This is a genomic window from Pseudomonas sp. S2_B10, assembly GCF_054668425.1.
Genome location: NZ_CP162768.1, coordinates 2,327,307 through 2,342,464, shown reverse-complemented (window position 1 = coordinate 2,342,464; position 15,158 = coordinate 2,327,307). Strand labels below are relative to the sequence as shown.

General features: G+C 59.1%; 13 protein-coding genes. 2 read left to right on the top strand and 11 right to left on the bottom strand.

Annotation, left to right across the window (positions count from 1 at the left end):
- Positions 1–27 precede the first annotated feature (27 nt).
- A complete protein-coding gene (folB, locus tag AB4O45_RS10540) occupies positions 28–384 on the top strand; it encodes a dihydroneopterin aldolase (protein ID WP_016772885.1) in 357 nt (118 codons plus the stop codon).
- Entirely contained in the window at positions 375–893 is a 519-nt protein-coding gene (folK, locus tag AB4O45_RS10535; protein WP_095181407.1) for a 2-amino-4-hydroxy-6-hydroxymethyldihydropteridine diphosphokinase, read from the top strand. Before folB ends, folK begins: the two co-directional genes overlap by 10 nt.
- 85 nt (positions 894–978) lie before the next feature.
- Here the strand turns inward: folK and AB4O45_RS10530 are convergent, their stop codons facing one another.
- The 11 genes from AB4O45_RS10530 to AB4O45_RS10480 form a co-directional block, all read right to left on the bottom strand.
- Entirely contained in the window at positions 979–2,208 is a 1,230-nt protein-coding gene (locus AB4O45_RS10530; RefSeq protein WP_460161375.1) for a multifunctional CCA addition/repair protein, read from the bottom strand.
- Positions 2,209–2,271: 63 nt separating this feature from the next.
- Positions 2,272–3,834 carry a SpoVR family protein gene (locus tag AB4O45_RS10525; protein WP_024014545.1) on the bottom strand — a complete coding sequence of 521 codons (1,563 nt, stop codon included), beginning with the start codon at positions 3,832–3,834 and terminating at the stop codon, positions 2,272–2,274.
- A complete protein-coding gene (locus tag AB4O45_RS10520; RefSeq protein ID WP_460161374.1) occupies positions 3,831–5,102 on the bottom strand; it encodes a YeaH/YhbH family protein in 1,272 nt (423 codons plus the stop codon). Before AB4O45_RS10520 ends, AB4O45_RS10525 begins: the two co-directional genes overlap by 4 nt.
- A 119-nt stretch (positions 5,103–5,221) precedes the next feature.
- The gene (locus AB4O45_RS10515; RefSeq protein WP_016772892.1) at positions 5,222–7,144 is read right to left on the bottom strand and encodes a PrkA family serine protein kinase; all 1,923 of its coding nucleotides are present in this window, start codon (positions 7,142–7,144) and stop codon (positions 5,222–5,224) included.
- 296 nt (positions 7,145–7,440) lie between these two features.
- Positions 7,441–7,770 (bottom strand): thiosulfate sulfurtransferase GlpE, encoded by a 330-nt coding sequence (gene glpE / locus AB4O45_RS10510; RefSeq protein ID WP_095181409.1) that lies wholly within the window; start codon positions 7,768–7,770, stop codon positions 7,441–7,443.
- Between the two features lie 34 nt (positions 7,771–7,804).
- Entirely contained in the window at positions 7,805–8,686 is an 882-nt protein-coding gene (locus AB4O45_RS10505) for a symmetrical bis(5'-nucleosyl)-tetraphosphatase (protein ID WP_056786666.1), read from the bottom strand.
- Entirely contained in the window at positions 8,686–9,066 is a 381-nt protein-coding gene (gene apaG / locus AB4O45_RS10500) for a Co2+/Mg2+ efflux protein ApaG (RefSeq protein ID WP_056786669.1), read from the bottom strand. The genes AB4O45_RS10505 and apaG overlap by 1 nt, the downstream gene beginning before the upstream one ends.
- A gap of 113 nt (positions 9,067–9,179) precedes the next feature.
- Positions 9,180–9,998, bottom strand: a complete 819-nt coding sequence (gene rsmA, locus AB4O45_RS10495) for a 16S rRNA (adenine(1518)-N(6)/adenine(1519)-N(6))-dimethyltransferase RsmA (RefSeq protein ID WP_041476699.1) — start codon at positions 9,996–9,998, stop codon at positions 9,180–9,182.
- Positions 9,995–10,984: a 4-hydroxythreonine-4-phosphate dehydrogenase PdxA gene (gene pdxA, locus AB4O45_RS10490; protein ID WP_406227690.1), complete on the bottom strand. Its 990-nt coding sequence runs from the start codon at positions 10,982–10,984 to the stop codon at positions 9,995–9,997. Before pdxA ends, rsmA begins: the two co-directional genes overlap by 4 nt.
- Complete coding sequence (gene surA, locus AB4O45_RS10485) at positions 10,981–12,303, bottom strand: peptidylprolyl isomerase SurA (protein ID WP_177434216.1); 1,323 nt, start codon at positions 12,301–12,303, stop codon at positions 10,981–10,983. The genes pdxA and surA overlap by 4 nt, the downstream gene beginning before the upstream one ends.
- Entirely contained in the window at positions 12,278–15,076 is a 2,799-nt protein-coding gene (locus AB4O45_RS10480; RefSeq protein WP_460161373.1) for an LPS-assembly protein LptD, read from the bottom strand. The genes surA and AB4O45_RS10480 overlap by 26 nt, the downstream gene beginning before the upstream one ends.
- Positions 15,077–15,158: the final 82 nt, after the last annotated feature.

Here is a 15,158-nt window from a genome sequence, read left to right as displayed (position 1 = left end):
CCCTTGTCGTGCAGCGGAGAGAAGTGCTTGGACAGAGTGTTTATCGAGGGCCTGGAAGTCGACACCGTGATCGGTGCCTACGACTGGGAGCGCGGCATCCGTCAGTGCCTGCGTCTTGATCTGAGCTTCGCCTGGGACAATCGCCCGGCCGCCGCCGGTGACGACCTGACCCTGGCGCTCGATTACGCCAGTGTTTCCACGCGCATTCAGGCCTTCGCCGAGCAGGCGCAGTTCCAGCTGGTCGAAACCTTCGCCGAGCGTCTGGTTGAAGTGCTCATGGCCGAATTCAAGATCACCTGGGTGCGACTGAAACTGACCAAACCGGGCGCCGTTCCAGCGGCCAAGGGTGGTGTGGGTGTGGAGATCGAGCGCGGATGTCGCTGACTCAGGTCTACCTCGGGCTCGGTAGCAATATCGAGCGCGAAACCCATTTGCGCGCCGGTCTCGATGCGCTGGCCACGTTCCTGGTGGATATCCGTTGTTCGGCGGTGTTCGAGAGCCAACCGGTGGGCATCAAGAGCGGGCCGTTCTTCAATTTCGTGGTCTCGGCCTACACCGATCTGCCGTTGATGGAGCTTGACCGCCGCTTGAAATTCATCGAGGCGGACAACGGTCGTTATGCCCCGGATCGCAAAGGTCTGCCGCTGGATATCGACGTGCTGCTGTATGGCGATCTGGTGGGTAATTTCGATGGATTGATGCTGCCGCGTGCTGAAATCCTGAAAAATGCCTTTGTGCTGTGGCCGCTGTCGTTGATTGCGCCGGATCGGGTGCATCCGGGAGTGGGCAAGAGCTTTGCGATGTTGTGGGCTGAAGCGCAGATTGATCAGGTGTTGGCGCCGGTTGCGTTCGAATGGCGGGGGGAGCAGCTCACGCCTTCGGATTTGCGGTGATATCAAATGCGCTTTCGCGAGCAGGCTCGCTCCCACATTGGATCGAGGTCTCATGTGGGAGCGAGCCTGCTCGCGAAGTTTTTTATCAGGCTGTCGCCGCCTCTTTGTAGGCTTTCAACGCCTTCAGTCGTTCCCGCTTCAGCGCTTCGCCCAGTTCCGGCCCCTTGAATCCCTGCTCCAGCAACGGCTGCACCGCCACCGCTCGCGCAGCCTTCGCCGCTCCGCGCAAATAATCGGCCTGTGGATAACTGCGCTGCTCCAGGCCCTTGCGGCCACGGGCGTCCATCTCGCACGCGGCGATAAATTCCTCGAAGCGCTGTGGCCGGCGATAGATATCGAAACTTTGCAGCAACTCCAACAGCGTCGAGGCTTTCAGCTCCAGCGCCCGGTGCCCATGGGTGTGGTATTGCCCGACCAGCAGCGCCAGTTCCTGACAGTCTTTGGGGACTTTGAAGCGCTCGTTGACCGCTTTGATCAGCTTCAGCCCGGTGTGCTCATGGGCGATATGCCGAGGCCATTCGTCTTCCGGCGTCAGGCCTTTGCCCAAGTCGTGCAGCAGGCAGGCCCAGCGCACCGTCAGCGGCTGCCTGTGCAGGGCTGATTGCTCCAGCACGCTCAGGGTGTGCAAGCCGGTATCGATTTCCGGGTGATGAGTTTCCGGCTGGGGTACGCCGAACAGGGCATCGATTTCCGGTATCAGCTCTTTGAGCGCGCCGCAGTCGCGCAATACCTGGATGAAGACCTGTGGATGGTCTTCCAGCAACGCCCGGGAAATTTCCTTCCAACTGCGTTCGGCAGTCAGAGCCTGCAGTTCGCCGGACTCACTGAGCTGACGCATCAGGTCCATGGTCTCGTCGGCGACCGTAAAGCCCAATCCTGCGTAGCGCGCAGCAAAACGGGCAACGCGCAGCACTCGCAGCGGATCTTCGGCGAATGCCGGGGATACATGGCGCAGGATTCGTGCTTCGAGATCGCGCTGACCATGGTACGGATCGGTCAGGTTGAGCTGATCGTCCTCGGCCATGGCATTGATCGTCAGGTCGCGGCGAATCAGGTCTTCTTCAAGCGTCACTTCGGGACTTGCGTAGAAGGTGAAGCCGCCGTAACCCCGGCCACTCTTGCGTTCCGTACGGGCGAGGGCATATTCCTCACCGGTTTTGGGGTGCAGAAACACCGGAAAGTCGGCGCCAACCGGGCGGTATCCCTTGGCGAGCATTTCCTCCGTGGTGGCGCCCACCACGACCCTGTCGATGTCAGCGACCGGCAACCCCAACAGGCGATCACGTACTGCGCCGCCAACCTTGTAAACCTGCATAAAAAACCTCCGTCAGTCCGACAGGATAACCCTTGCGTCAGACTTTCGGAGGCCGGAACCGGATCAAAGATGAATCACGGCCAGATCGAGCCGGCCGTAATCGCCTTCGCTGTGTTCACTGCGTGGCGGCACGTGATGGGTTTTCATGATCTGGTCGCCTTGCAGGGTTTCCAGATGAATGTCGAAGCCCCAGAGCCGGTGCAGGTGCTTGAGGACTTCTTCGGTGGAGTCGCCCAAGGGTTTGCGGTCGTGCTGCTGATGGCGCAGGGTCAGCGAGCGATCGCCCCGTCGATCGATGCTGTAGATCTGCACGTTCGGCTCACGATTGCCGAGGTTGTATTGCGCTGCCAGGGTTTCACGGATGATGCGGTAGCCGCCCTCATCATGAATGGCCGGCACCAGCAAGTCGTCTTTCTGGTCGTCATCGAGAATGCTGAACAGCTTCAGATCGCGGATCACCTTGGGCGACAGGTACTGCAGGATGAAGCTCTCGTCCTTGAAACTGCTCATGGCGAACTTGATGGTCGACAGCCAGTCGGAACCGGCGATGTCCGGGAACCAGCGGCGATCCTCTTCGGTAGGCTCTTCGCACATGCGCCGAATGTCGCGGTACATGGCGAAACCCAATGCATAGGGGTTGATGCCGCTGTAGTACGGACTGTCAAAGCCAGGCTGAAACACCACGCTGGTGTGCGAGGTGAGGAACTCCATCATGAAACCGTCGGTCACCAGGCCTTCGTCATACAGGTCATTCATCAGCGTGTAATGCCAGAACGTTGCCCAGCCTTCGTTCATGACTTGGGTCTGGCGCTGCGGATAGAAATACTGGGCGATCTTGCGCACGATGCGCACGATTTCGCGCTGCCAGGGTTCCAGCAGCGGCGCGTGTTTCTCGATGAAATAGAGGATGTTTTCCTGCGGTTCGGCCGGGAAGCGGGCGTTGTCCTTGTCGCTGTATTTGTCCGCGCCTTTGGGAATGGTGCGCCACAGATCATTGATCTGCTTCTGCATGTGCTCCTCGCGATCCTTCTGCCGCCGGCGCTCTTCTTCGGCGGAAATCGGATACGGGCGCTTGTAGCGGTCGACACCGTAATTCATCAGGGCATGGCAGGAATCGAGCAGGTCTTCCACGGCATCGATGCCGTGGCGCTCTTCGCACTGCATGATGTACTGCTTGGCGAACACCAGGTAATCGATGATCGAACTGGCGTCAGTCCAGGTACGGAACAGGTAGTTGCCCTTGAAGAAGCTGTTGTGGCCATAGCAGGCATGGGCCACCACCAGCGCCTGCATGCAGATGGTGTTTTCTTCCATCAGATAGGCGATGCACGGGTCGGAGTTGATCACGATCTCGTAAGCCAGGCCCATCTGTCCGCGACTGTAGGATTTCTCTGTGCTGAGGAAGTGTTTGCCGTAGGACCAGTGGTGATAGCCCAGCGGCATGCCCACTGAGGCATAGGCGTCCATCATCTGCTCGGCGGTGATCACTTCGATCTGGTTGGGATAGGTGTCCAGAGCATAACGGGCCGCGATCCGGGCGATTTCGCGGTCGTAGGTCTGGATCAGCTCGAATGTCCATTCGGAGCCGGTGGAAATCGGTTGGCGCTTCTGCTCTTTGGCGGTCATGTCACTAACCTGCGCTGGAAGAGTTCACGGAAGACCGGATAGATATCTCCGGCCGAGACCAGTTGCTGCTGGGCAAACGTGTCAGAGAAGGCTTCGGCGATGCGTTCGTATTCGTACCACAGGGCCTGATGTTCGCGCGGGGTGATCTCCACATAAGTGTAGTACTGCACAAACGGCATGATCTGGTTGATCAGGATGTCGCGGCAGATCGGCGAATCGTCGTTCCAGTTGTCGCCATCGGAGGCCTGAGCGGCGTAGATGTTCCACTCGTTGCTCGGATAGCGCTCGGCCATGATTTCCTGCATCAGCTTCAGGGCGCTGGAAACAATGGTGCCGCCGGTCTCACGAGAATAGAAAAACTCCTCTTCGTCCACTTCCCGGGCGCTGGTGTGGTGACGGATGAACACCACGTCGATCTTGTCGTAGTTACGCTTGAGAAACAGGTACAGCAGGATGAAAAAGCGCTTGGCGATGTCCTTGGTGGCCTGCGTCATAGAACCGGACACGTCCATCAGGCAGAACATCACTGCTTTGGAACTGGGATTGGGTTGCTTGACCAACAGGTTGTATTTCAAGTCGAAGGTGTCGAGGAACGGCACGCGGTGAATGCGCGCGCTGAGTTTCTCGATTTCAGCTTCGAGTTCCTGAATATCGCCGAAGTTGTCCGGTTCTTCGCGCTTGAGCCGCGCCAGCTCTTCCTTGGCTTCGCGCAGTTTCGCGCGACTGCTGCCGGACAGGGCGATACGACGCGCATGAGCCGAGCGCAACGTGCGGATGATATTGATGCGTGAAGGGTTACCTTCGTTGCTGATCCCGGCGCGGACGGTTTTGAACGTGTCGGTGCCGGTCAGGTTGCGTTTGACCAGATTCGGCAGTTCCAGGTCTTCGAACATGAACTCGAGGAACTCTTCCTGCGTGATCTGGAAGACGAACTCGTCCATGCCTTCGCCGGAATTGCCAGCCTTGCCCGGACCGCGCCCACCTCCGCCGCCCGGTGGACGGGCGACATGTTCACCGGCCGTGAACTCTTTGTTGCCGGGATGCACCACGGTCTGTTTGCCGCCGCGTCCGTGATGAAGCACCGGTTCGTCGATGTCGCGACCGGGAATGCTGATCTGTTCACCGTGCTCCATATCGGTGATGGAACGGCGACTGACTGCCTCTTCGACAGCCTTCTTGATGTGGTCACGGTAACGCCGCAGAAAACGCTGACGGTTTACCGTGCTCTTGTTCTTGCCATTGAGGCGTCGGTCGATCACATAGCTCATAAGGCCCCTCCGGGGAGCTTCAAGTTTTGAGCTGCAAGCTGCAAGTGGAAGCGAATGCCCGTGTGTCAGGGTTCACACGCTTTGTTCTTGCAGCTTGTGGCTTATAGCTTGCAGCTGCCTCACTGCGACTTGCGGACCCGCAGGTACCATTCGGACAGCAGGCGTACCTGTTTATCGGTGTAGCCACGTTCAACCATTCGCGTAACGAAGTCGTTGTGTTTCTGCTGATCCTCCTTGCTGGCCTTGGCGTTGAAGCTGATGACGGGCAGCAGGTCTTCGGTGTTGGAGAACATTTTCTTCTCGATGACCACCCGCAGTTTTTCGTAGCTGAGCCAGGTCGGGTTCTTGCCGTTGTTGTTAGCCCGAGCGCGCAGGACGAAGTTGACGATCTCGTTGCGGAAATCCTTCGGATTGCTGATGCCGGCCGGCTTCTCGATTTTTTCCAGCTCTTCGTTCAGGGCTACGCGGTTGAGGATCTCGCCGGTTTCCGGGTCGCGATACTCCTGGTCCTGAATCCAGAAATCCGCGTACAGCACGTAGCGATCGAAGATGTTCTGGCCGTATTCGCTGTAGGACTCCAGATAAGCGGTCTGGATTTCCTTGCCGATAAACTCGATGTAGCGCGGCGCCAGGTATTCCTTCAGATAGCGCAGGTAACGTTCGCGGGTTTCGGCCTGGAACTGTTCCTGTTCGATCTGTTGTTCAAGCACATAGAGCAGGTGCACCGGGTTGGCGGCGATTTCATGCGGATCGAAGTTGAACACCTTGGAGAGGATCTTGAAGGCGAAGCGGGTCGACAGGCCGTTCATGCCTTCGTCGACACCGGCCGAATCGCGGTACTCCTGAATCGACTTGGCCTTCGGATCGGTGTCCTTGAGGTTTTCGCCGTCGTAGACGCGCATCTTCGAATAGATGTTGGAGTTTTCCGGCTCCTTGAGGCGCGACAACACGGTGAACTGCGCGAGCATTTTCAGGGTGTCCGGTGCGCAGTGCGCCTTGGACAGGGAGCTGTTGAAAAGCAGTTTGTCGTAGATCTTCACTTCGTCGCTGACGCGCAGGCAGTACGGCACTTTGACGATGTAGATCCGGTCGATGAACGCCTCGTTGTTCTTGTTGTTGCGGAAGGTGTGCCACTCCGATTCGTTGGAGTGAGCCAGCAGGATGCCGGTAAACGGAATCGCGCCGAGGCCTTCGGTACTGTTGTAGTTGCCCTCCTGGGTAGCAGTCAGCAATGGGTGCAGCACCTTGATCGGCGCCTTGAACATTTCGACGAATTCCATCAAGCCCTGGTTGGCCCGGCACAACGCACCGGAGTAGCTGTAGGCATCGGCGTCGTTCTGCGGGAATTCTTCGAGTTTGCGGATATCGACCTTGCCGACCAGCGCCGAGATGTCCTGGTTGTTCTCGTCACCGGGTTCGGTCTTGGCCACGGCAATCTGATTGAGGATCGACGGGTACAGCTTGACCACGCGGAACTGGCTGATGTCGCCGCCGAATTCGGCCAGGCGCTTGGTCGCCCATGGCGACATGATGGTGTTCAGGTAGCGCCGTGGAATGCCGAAATCTTCCTCGAGGATCGCGCCATCTTCGGTGGCGTTGAACAGACCCAGAGGCGACTCGAAGACCGGCGAGCCCTTGATGGCATAAAAGGGCACTTTCTCCATCAGCTGTTTCAGCTTCTCGGCCAGGGACGATTTACCGCCACCGACGGGGCCGAGTAGATAAAGAATCTGTTTCTTCTCTTCCAGGCCTTGGGCGGCGTGGCGGAAATACGAGACGATCTGGTCGATGCATTCTTCCATCCCGTGGAAGTCTTCAAAGGCCGGATAGCGGCGGATCACCTTGTTGGAGAAGATGCGCGACAGCCTCGAATTGGTCGAAGTGTCGAGCAGTTCCGGTTCGCCGATCGCCATCAACAGACGTTCGGCGGCGGAAACGTAGGCGCTGCGATCGTTTTTGCACAGCTCCAGGTACTCCTGCAGAGAGAGTTCTTCCTGGCGTGTGGATTCGAAGCGTTGTTGGAAGTGGCTAAAGATACTCATGACGTCACCTCGCTCGATACGTGGAGCCGACGCCGGATCACTCAGTCGATGCTGGCAGCAGTCGCTGTGGCAGCTGCTGTTTACCCCCCAGAATTCTCCCACGGTCGACAAACCGCGAAAGCTACTCCCGATGACCCGCGCGCCGGTGTACCGGCTCTCCCCTGTTTTGGATGGCCTGCGCTTAAGGATAGTTGGGAATTCGAGAGGTAAAGGCGAGATACGTAATTAGTTGTGGCAGACCGTTCGTCTGCCGCGCGCAGGCCCACGGCAGCCGGGGCCTGCGCTGCGCAAAAAAATTATTCGGCGGTGCCTTGCGCGGTTTCCGACGGATAAGTCGTACGCCACAGCTCAAAGCCGCCGTCCATGCTGTAAACGTCGGAGAAGCCTTGGCTGACCAGATAGGCGGCTGCGCCCTGGCTGGAATTGCCGTGGTAGCAGACCACGACGGTCGGTGCATCGAGGTCGGCGCCTTGAATGAAAGCGTGCAGGGAATGGTTGTCGAGATGTTTGGAGCCGCTGATGTGCAGCGCGGCAAAGGTCGCCGGATCGCGTACGTCGACTACGACTGCGCCCTGTTCACGCAGGGCCTGCGCCTGTTCCGGGGGGATTCGTTTGAATTCGGTCATGACAAAGTACCTGTTGCTCTACTGAAGGCGCAGTCTAACGCGAGGCGTTGACGGGCGAATCGTTAGGGGTGAGTGGGGCGACTGATGGCGCAAGTCCGCCGTGCTCGTCGCATTTGCATGACAGGCGTTCGCCGCTGTCGACGTTCATAAGCGTCAGGCTGCCGCCCCATACGCATCCGGTGTCCAGCGCGGAAATGCCCGGCTCGTGGATATTGCCCTCGAGCGCGGCCCAGTGACCGAAGATGATGCGCAGGCCTTTGGTCTTGCGCTCCTTGTGCTGAAACCACGGCTTGTAGCCGGGCGGCGCGCTGTCGAGGCCTTCCTTGCTTTTGAGGTCGAGTTTGCCCTCAGCGGTGCAAAAGCGCATGCGCGTGAAGTAATTGGTGATCACCCGCAGCCTATCAATGCCTTTGAGGTCGTTGTCCCATTTCGCCGGTTCATTGCCGTACATACCGTCAAGGTAGGCGGGGAATACGTTGTCGTCACGCAGGGCGGTCTCGACTTCGGCGGCGCACTTCAACGCACGGCGCAGCGACCATTGCGGCGGGATGCCAGCATGGACCATCGCAACATCGCGTGTTTCGTCGTAATGCATCAGCTTTTGCTGGCGCAGCCATTCCATCAATTGCGGGCCGTCGGGAGCCTCGATGATTTCGCGCAGTGTGTCGCTTTTCTTCAGGCGCTCGATCTTCTTCGCGGCGGCCAGCAGGTGCAGGTCGTGATTGCCGAGCACGCAGACCAGCGACTCACGCATGCCAAAGAGAAAACGCAGGGTTTCCAACGACTGCGGGCCACGGTTGACCAGATCGCCGACCAGCCACAGCCGGTCAAGCGCCGGGTCGAAGGCAACTTGTTTGAGCAGGCACTTGAGCGGTTCGAGGCAGCCTTGCAGGTCACCGACGGCATACGTCGTCATCAGTGCAGGGCTCCGGGCACGGCGAGGCGAAACGGTTTGATGACGGCATCGAAATGTTTGCCGTCGTCGGCGAGCATTTGATAAGTGCCCTGCATGGTGCCGACCTTGGTGGTCATCACTGTGCCGCTGGTGTAGACATGGCTCTTGCCTACATTGATCGACGGTTGCTGGCCGACGACGCCTTCACCGCGCACGTGTTCGACATGGCCGTCACCATCGGTGATCACCCAGTGCCGGGACAGAAGCTTGGCCGCAACCTTGCCGTTGTTCTGTACGGTGATGGTGTAGGCGAAGGCGAAACGGTCGTGTTCGGGTTGCGATTGGTCTGGCAGATAGCGGGTGACGACGCTGACATCGACCTGATAACGGGAATCGGACATGCAAGAAGGCCTTAATGAAGCGGAACGCGGGGCGTAGCTGATGGGGAATCAGTCTAGGCAAGTATCGGGCAGTAAACCAGAGTGGTGTGCTGCCCGATAGCGTTCATCGCGGGTCAGTCGGCAGCGGGAGCTGCCGGGACCTGTATCGCGAGCTGGTCGGCCAGGCGCACGAATGCAGCCAGATCCAGCTGCTCGGGACGCAGGCTGCCATCGACGCCGGCGGCTTCGATTTCGGCATTGCTGAGCAATTGCTTGAGGGTGTTGCGCAAGGTTTTGCGGCGCTGATTGAAGGCTTCGCGTACCACGCGCTCCAGCAACTTGTGATCCTTGGCCGGGTGCGGCAGTACCGCGTGGGGCACCAGACGAACGATCGCCGAGTCGACTTTCGGCGGCGGGTTGAATGCGCCCGGGCCGACGTTGAACAGATGTTCCACGCGGCAATGGTACTGGACCATGATCGACAGACGACCCCAGTCACCGCCACCCGGGCCTGCGGCCAGGCGCTCGACCACTTCTTTCTGCAACATGAAGTGCATGTCACGAATGATGCCGGCGTTGTTCAGCAGATGAAAAATCAGCGGCGTGGAGATGTTGTACGGCAGGTTGCCAACCACCCGCAGGCTGTTCGGTGCGGCGTTCAGCGTATTGAAGTCGAACTTCAGCGCATCGCCCTGATGCAGGTTGAAATTACTCATGCCGGCAAACTGCTGATTGAGGATCGGGATCAGATCCTTGTCGAGTTCCACTACGTCGAGTTGCGCGCCGGAGCCGAGCAGGCCCTGCGTCAGCGCACCCTGACCGGGGCCGATTTCCAGCAGGCGATCGTCAGGCTTGGCATGGATGGAGCGCAGGATGCGGTCGATAACGCCGGCATCGTGGAGGAAGTTCTGACCAAAGCGTTTGCGCGCCTTGTGTTGATATTGCTCGTTCATAAACGGGTCTCGGCCATCTGGTAGGCGGTTTCCAGGGCGACTTGCAGGCTGCCGGTGTCGATCCTGCCGCTGCCGGCCAGATCCAGGGCGGTGCCATGGTCGACCGAGGTGCGGATGATCGGCAGGCCCAGCGTCACGTTGACGGCAGCGCCGAAGCCTTTGTACTTGAGCACGGGCAAGCCCTGGTCGTGGTACATCGCCAGCACTGCGTCGCAGTGCTCCAGATATTTGGGGGTAAACAGAGTGTCGGCAGGCAGCGGGCCACGAAGGTCCATGCCCTCGCCGCGCAGGCGCTCTAATGTCGGTTCGATGATGTCGATTTCTTCATGGCCCAGGTGGCCGCCTTCACCGGCATGCGGGTTGAGACCGCAGACCAGGATGCGTGGCCGGGCGATGCCGAATTTGTCTTGCAGGTCGGCGTGCAGGATTCGCGTGACCCGCTCCAGCCGCTCCGGGGTGATCGCGTCGGCAATCTCGCGCAGGGGCAGGTGAGTGGTGACCAGCGCCACGCGCAAACCGCGAGTGGCCAGCATCATCACTACCTGCGCGGTGTGCGTCAGGTCGGCGAGAAATTCTGTGTGTCCAGAGAACGCTATACCCGACTCGTTGATCACACCTTTGTGCACCGGCGCGGTGATCATCCCGGCGAAGTCGCCATTCAGGCAGCCGTTGCCGGCGCGGGTCAGGGTTTCGAGGACGAATGCCGCGTTGGCCTTGTCCAGTTGCCCGGCGATTACCGGTGCGCTGAGCGGCGTGTCCCAGACGTACAGGCTGTTGGCCGGTGCTGGAACATCTGGCCACTGACCCGGCGCGACATCCAGCAGATTGACGGCCAGCCCCAACTGCGCGGCCCGCTCAAGGAGCAGGTCGCGGCTGGTGATGGCAATCAGGGGATGTGGCTGGGCTTGCGAGGCGAGCAGCAGGCACAGGTCGGGACCGATGCCGGCTGGTTCGCCGGGTGTCAGCGCGAAACGCGTGGGTTTCACTGCGCTGCCTGGTCTGCACCAGGGAGTTTGATCTCTACGTATGCTTCGTCACGGATCTGACGCAGCCAGGTTTGCAGCTCTTCATCGTATTTGCGGTTACGCAGTACAGTCATTGCTTGCTGCTCACGGGCCTGTTCGGTGCCGTCAGTGGCGCGACGGCCAAGGACTTCCAGCACGTGCCAGCCGTATTGGGTCTGGAATGGCTTGGACAGCTGACCTTGTGGGGTCGAAGCCATCACTTCGCGGAATTCCGGTACCAGCACGTTCGGGTCGATCCAGTTCAGGTCGCCGCCGTTGAGGGCGGAACCCGGATCTTCCGAGTAGTTTTTCGCCAGCTCGGCAAAGTCTTCGCCGGCGGTGATGCGGTCATACAACGATTGCACCAGTGCCTTGGTCTTGGCTTCGTCGCGGATCGGGCTCGGCTTGACCAGGATGTGGCGGACATGCACTTCGTCGCGCATCTGCGCTTCGCCGCCACGTTTGCCCAGCAGCTTCAGAATGATGAAGCCGCCCGGCGTGCGCGCAGGCTGAGTGATGTCGCCAACCGCCATGCTGCTCAGCTCACGATCGAACGGAGGTGGCAGTTGTGCGGCTTTACGCCAGCCCATCTCGCCGCCTTCCAGCGCGTTGTCGCTACCGGATTTGGCCACGGCCATCTGACCGAAGTCGGCGCCTTGCTTGAGCTGCTGGTATACATCCATCGCCTGACGATAAGCGCTCTGAATGGCTTCAGAGTTGGCGCTTTCCGGGGTCGGAATCAGGATGTTGGCCAAGTGCAGTTCTTCGGACAGCTGCATCTTACCGAGGTCGGAGGCGAGGAAGTTCTTCACTTCCTGCTCGGACACCTGGATACGCTCCGCCACACGACGCTGACGCACACGGCTGATGATCATTTCGCGCTTGATCTGATCACGGGCGTCGTCATAGTTCAGGCCGTCACGAGCCAGTGCAGCACGAAACTGATCGACACTCATGTTGTTGCGCTGAGCAATGGTGCCGACAGCCTGGTTCAACTCTTCGTCAGTGATGCGGATGCCCGAGCGTTCGCCGATCTGCAGTTGCAGGTTTTCGACGATCAGACGCTCGAGCACTTGCTGATCGAGCACACCCGGAGGCGGCAGACCGCCACCGCGCTTGGCGATGGTCTGCTGAACTTCGTGAACGCGTTGGTCCAGTTGGCTCTGCATGACCACGTCGTTATCGACGATCGCCACCACTTTATCGATGGACTGTACGGCGGCGTTGGCCGCCGTACCCAGGAACAGCGCGCCCAGCAGCACCGGGCGCAGACAATCAGAAAGCTTGGTCTTCACGTTCACGATAACCTTGAATGCCTTTGTCGAGGAAGCTCTCTACCTTGGCGCCAGTCAGGCCGCCGAGTCCCTTCAGAACAATTTGGAGGAAGATGCCATGGTCGCCTTTTTCGTTTTCCGGGGCGTTCTGACTGTTTTCGTCATAGGCGACCCAGTAACGGTTGATCAGGCGCAGTTTCCAGCAGCAGTTGTCGTATTCGAAACCACCGAAGGCTTCCAGCGTGCGATTGCGGTTGTAGTCGTACTGCCAGCGACTGATGGCGTTCCACTGCGGAACGATCGGCCAGATGACCGAGAAGTCATGCTGCTGGATCTTGTAGTAGTCCTTCACGTAGCCAGGTTGACCCGGGGTGCCGTAGTCGCCGCCGCCCACCGACCATTGACCAGTATTCTGGTCGTATCGAACCTGGTCGTTGCGATAGCGGTAACCGGCGTTGATGACCTTGTTCGGGTTGTCCGCAGGCTGGTAATGGAACATCGCGCTGCCGGAGCGCGGGCTGCGGCTGTCCGGATCCCAGTTGTAATCGGCAGTGGCGCGCCAGTCACGGTTCCAGCGGTATTCATATTCGAGCGCGTACGGCGAAACACTGGATTTGGAGTCTTCACGAGTTTTCGCATCGATACCAGGCAATTGCACTTCGCGGTTCTTGAAGTAGTACGCCTGGCCCACGCTGATGCGCTGACGTTCAAACCCGTTTTCTTCGATCCAGCGACTGGTAACGCCCAGCGATAGTTTGTTCTCGTCGCCTACACGGTCGGCGCCGGAGAAGCGGTTGTCGCGGAACAGCGAAGAGTAATTGAAGGTATATTCGCTGGTGTCGAATACTGGAATGTCTTCCTGATCTGTCTCGGGAACATAGAGGTAGAACAGGCGTGGTTCCAGAGTCTGGCGGTAATTCTTGCCGAAGTAGGAAGTATCGCGATCGAAATACAGGCCGCTGTCGATGCTGGCAATCGGGACGCCGCGGCTCTGGTTGCTGTCGAACTTGCCGTAAAGCTTCTGGTTTTCCGGCGACAGCGCATCAATCTGGGATTTGCCGGTGTTATCCAGATCAAGCTGATACTGCGTGTACTGATACTTCAACGATGGTTTGAGGAAACCATAGGTCCAGTTCATCGGCAGGCTGACGCCCGGCTTCAGATTCAGGCGATCACCGTTAGCGCGGGCCAGACCGCTGATGTTTGTGTCCAGACGACGCTCGGCAATGCCATCTTCATTGATGAAGTCGCCATCACGTAGATCGCGATCGAAACGAACCAGCTCGGTCTCGTAATCGAAATTCAGACCTTCCGGATGGTACGGCAGCTGACCATTGAAGGTGATCTGCGGCAGACGACCATACGGTGTGATGTTGGAAACGGTAGCCAGCTGATATTGCTGAGCATTCAGGCGTGCGGTGTAGTTGTCGCCACGGTAGCTGACCGCACCCTGCTGATTGACGAAATCATCGCTCTTCACACCAATCTGATCGGTCTGCAGATCCTGGAAGTAATACGGGTCGCTGATCTTGGTGTAGTCGACCTGGGTCAGCACGCGGGAGTCGAGACCGCCCTTGTGCTGCCAGTTGTACATATAGCGAGTGTCTTTGTAGTCGGACTGAAGCTTGCGATCGTCGTTCTCATCGTTGAGATACGCCGCACCGAACTGACCTTCACTCGACTTGGTCAGGTAGCGGAACTCGCCCTCCACCAGCATGCCGCGCTTGCTCATGTAGCGCGGGTACAACGTGGCGTCATAGTTCGGCGCCAGGTTGAAGTAGTAAGGAGTGACCAGCATGAAGCCGGTGTCGCTGCCCGAACCAATGGTCGGCGGCAGGAAGCCTGACTGGCGACGGTCGTCGATCGGGAAATAGATGTACGGGGTGTACAGAATCGGGATGTCTTTGACGCGCAACGTCACGTTGGTAGCGGTACCGAAACCGGTGGCCGGGTTCAAGGTGATGTTGTTGCCCTTGAGCTGCCAGGCGTTGCTGTTCGGTTCGCACGTGGTGTACGTGCCGTCCTTCAGGCGGATGATCGCGTTTTCAGCACGCTTGGCGTACAGCGCGTTACCGCGGATGCGCGATTTGTGCATCACGTATTCGGCGTTGTCGACCTTGGCTTCACCGGTGTCGAGCTGCACATCGGCGTGGTCGCCGACGATCAGCGCGCCGTTGTCGCGGATGCGCACGTTGCCGGCCAGTTCGCCACGGCTCTCGGCCTGATACAGATTGGCCTCGTCGGCTTCGACCTGCATGCTGCCCTGACGCATGATCACGTCACCGGCAAGGCTGGCGACCTGGGTGTCCTGCTCGTAACGCGACGCTTTGGCACCGATGAAGGTCGGCGCGTCACTTTTATTCGTCTTGTCATTCATGCCAGGACGAATCGGTTCGATATAGGAACCAGAGCAGTAAGGACCGGTCTCGGCCAATTGGGCGGCGGTGAGCTTCTCGCGCGGAACCCAGTCGAGGTGACTGTAGTCTTCGCTACGGGATTTCAGGCCGCGGCCCTTGGACTCGGTGACCAGTGCGGTTTTCGCGCCAGTGTCGGCGTCGGAACCCTTGTCGGCCGCAGGCTCGCCGGCGGCGCTGACGGCACTGCCGTCATGCACCGGGCGCGGCGGCAATGCCGCGGCGGGCGACTTGGGCGCACAGTCCCAGCCACCCGTAGCCGAGACGGAGCAGTCATACTGCTCGGCGGCAACAACGAATTGACTGGCCAGAGGTTGCATAGCCAGCAGACTGCCGGTTACCAACAATGGAAATTTTTTACGAAACGCGGGGGATTTCAATGCCATCTTATTAGTCCGGGCTTCCTGCGTGCCATCTGCCCGCGGTGTGGGCCGCACGCCTCTCGATGGTCTGAAAAAGATGCTGGAT

Bases quoted from the DNA above. Each gene is read 5' to 3' on its own strand.
- AB4O45_RS10515 (WP_016772892.1), bottom strand. From the start codon at position 7,144: ATGAGTATCTTTAGCCACTTCCAACAACGCTTCGAATCCACACGCCAG.
- AB4O45_RS10505 (WP_056786666.1), bottom strand. From the start codon at position 8,686: ATGACGACGTATGCCGTCGGTGACCTGCAAGGCTGCCTCGAACCGCTC.
- AB4O45_RS10530 (WP_460161375.1), bottom strand. From the start codon at position 2,208: ATGCAGGTTTACAAGGTTGGCGGCGCAGTACGTGATCGCCTGTTGGGG.
- folK (WP_095181407.1), top strand. From the start codon at position 375: ATGTCGCTGACTCAGGTCTACCTCGGGCTCGGTAGCAATATCGAGCGC.
- apaG (WP_056786669.1), bottom strand. From the start codon at position 9,066: ATGTCCGATTCCCGTTATCAGGTCGATGTCAGCGTCGTCACCCGCTAT.
- AB4O45_RS10525 (WP_024014545.1), bottom strand. From the start codon at position 3,834: ATGACCGCCAAAGAGCAGAAGCGCCAACCGATTTCCACCGGCTCCGAA.
- AB4O45_RS10480 (WP_460161373.1), bottom strand. From the start codon at position 15,076: ATGGCATTGAAATCCCCCGCGTTTCGTAAAAAATTTCCATTGTTGGTA.
- AB4O45_RS10520 (WP_460161374.1), bottom strand. From the start codon at position 5,102: ATGAGCTATGTGATCGACCGACGCCTCAATGGCAAGAACAAGAGCACG.
- glpE (WP_095181409.1), bottom strand. From the start codon at position 7,770: ATGACCGAATTCAAACGAATCCCCCCGGAACAGGCGCAGGCCCTGCGT.
- rsmA (WP_041476699.1), bottom strand. From the start codon at position 9,998: ATGAACGAGCAATATCAACACAAGGCGCGCAAACGCTTTGGTCAGAAC.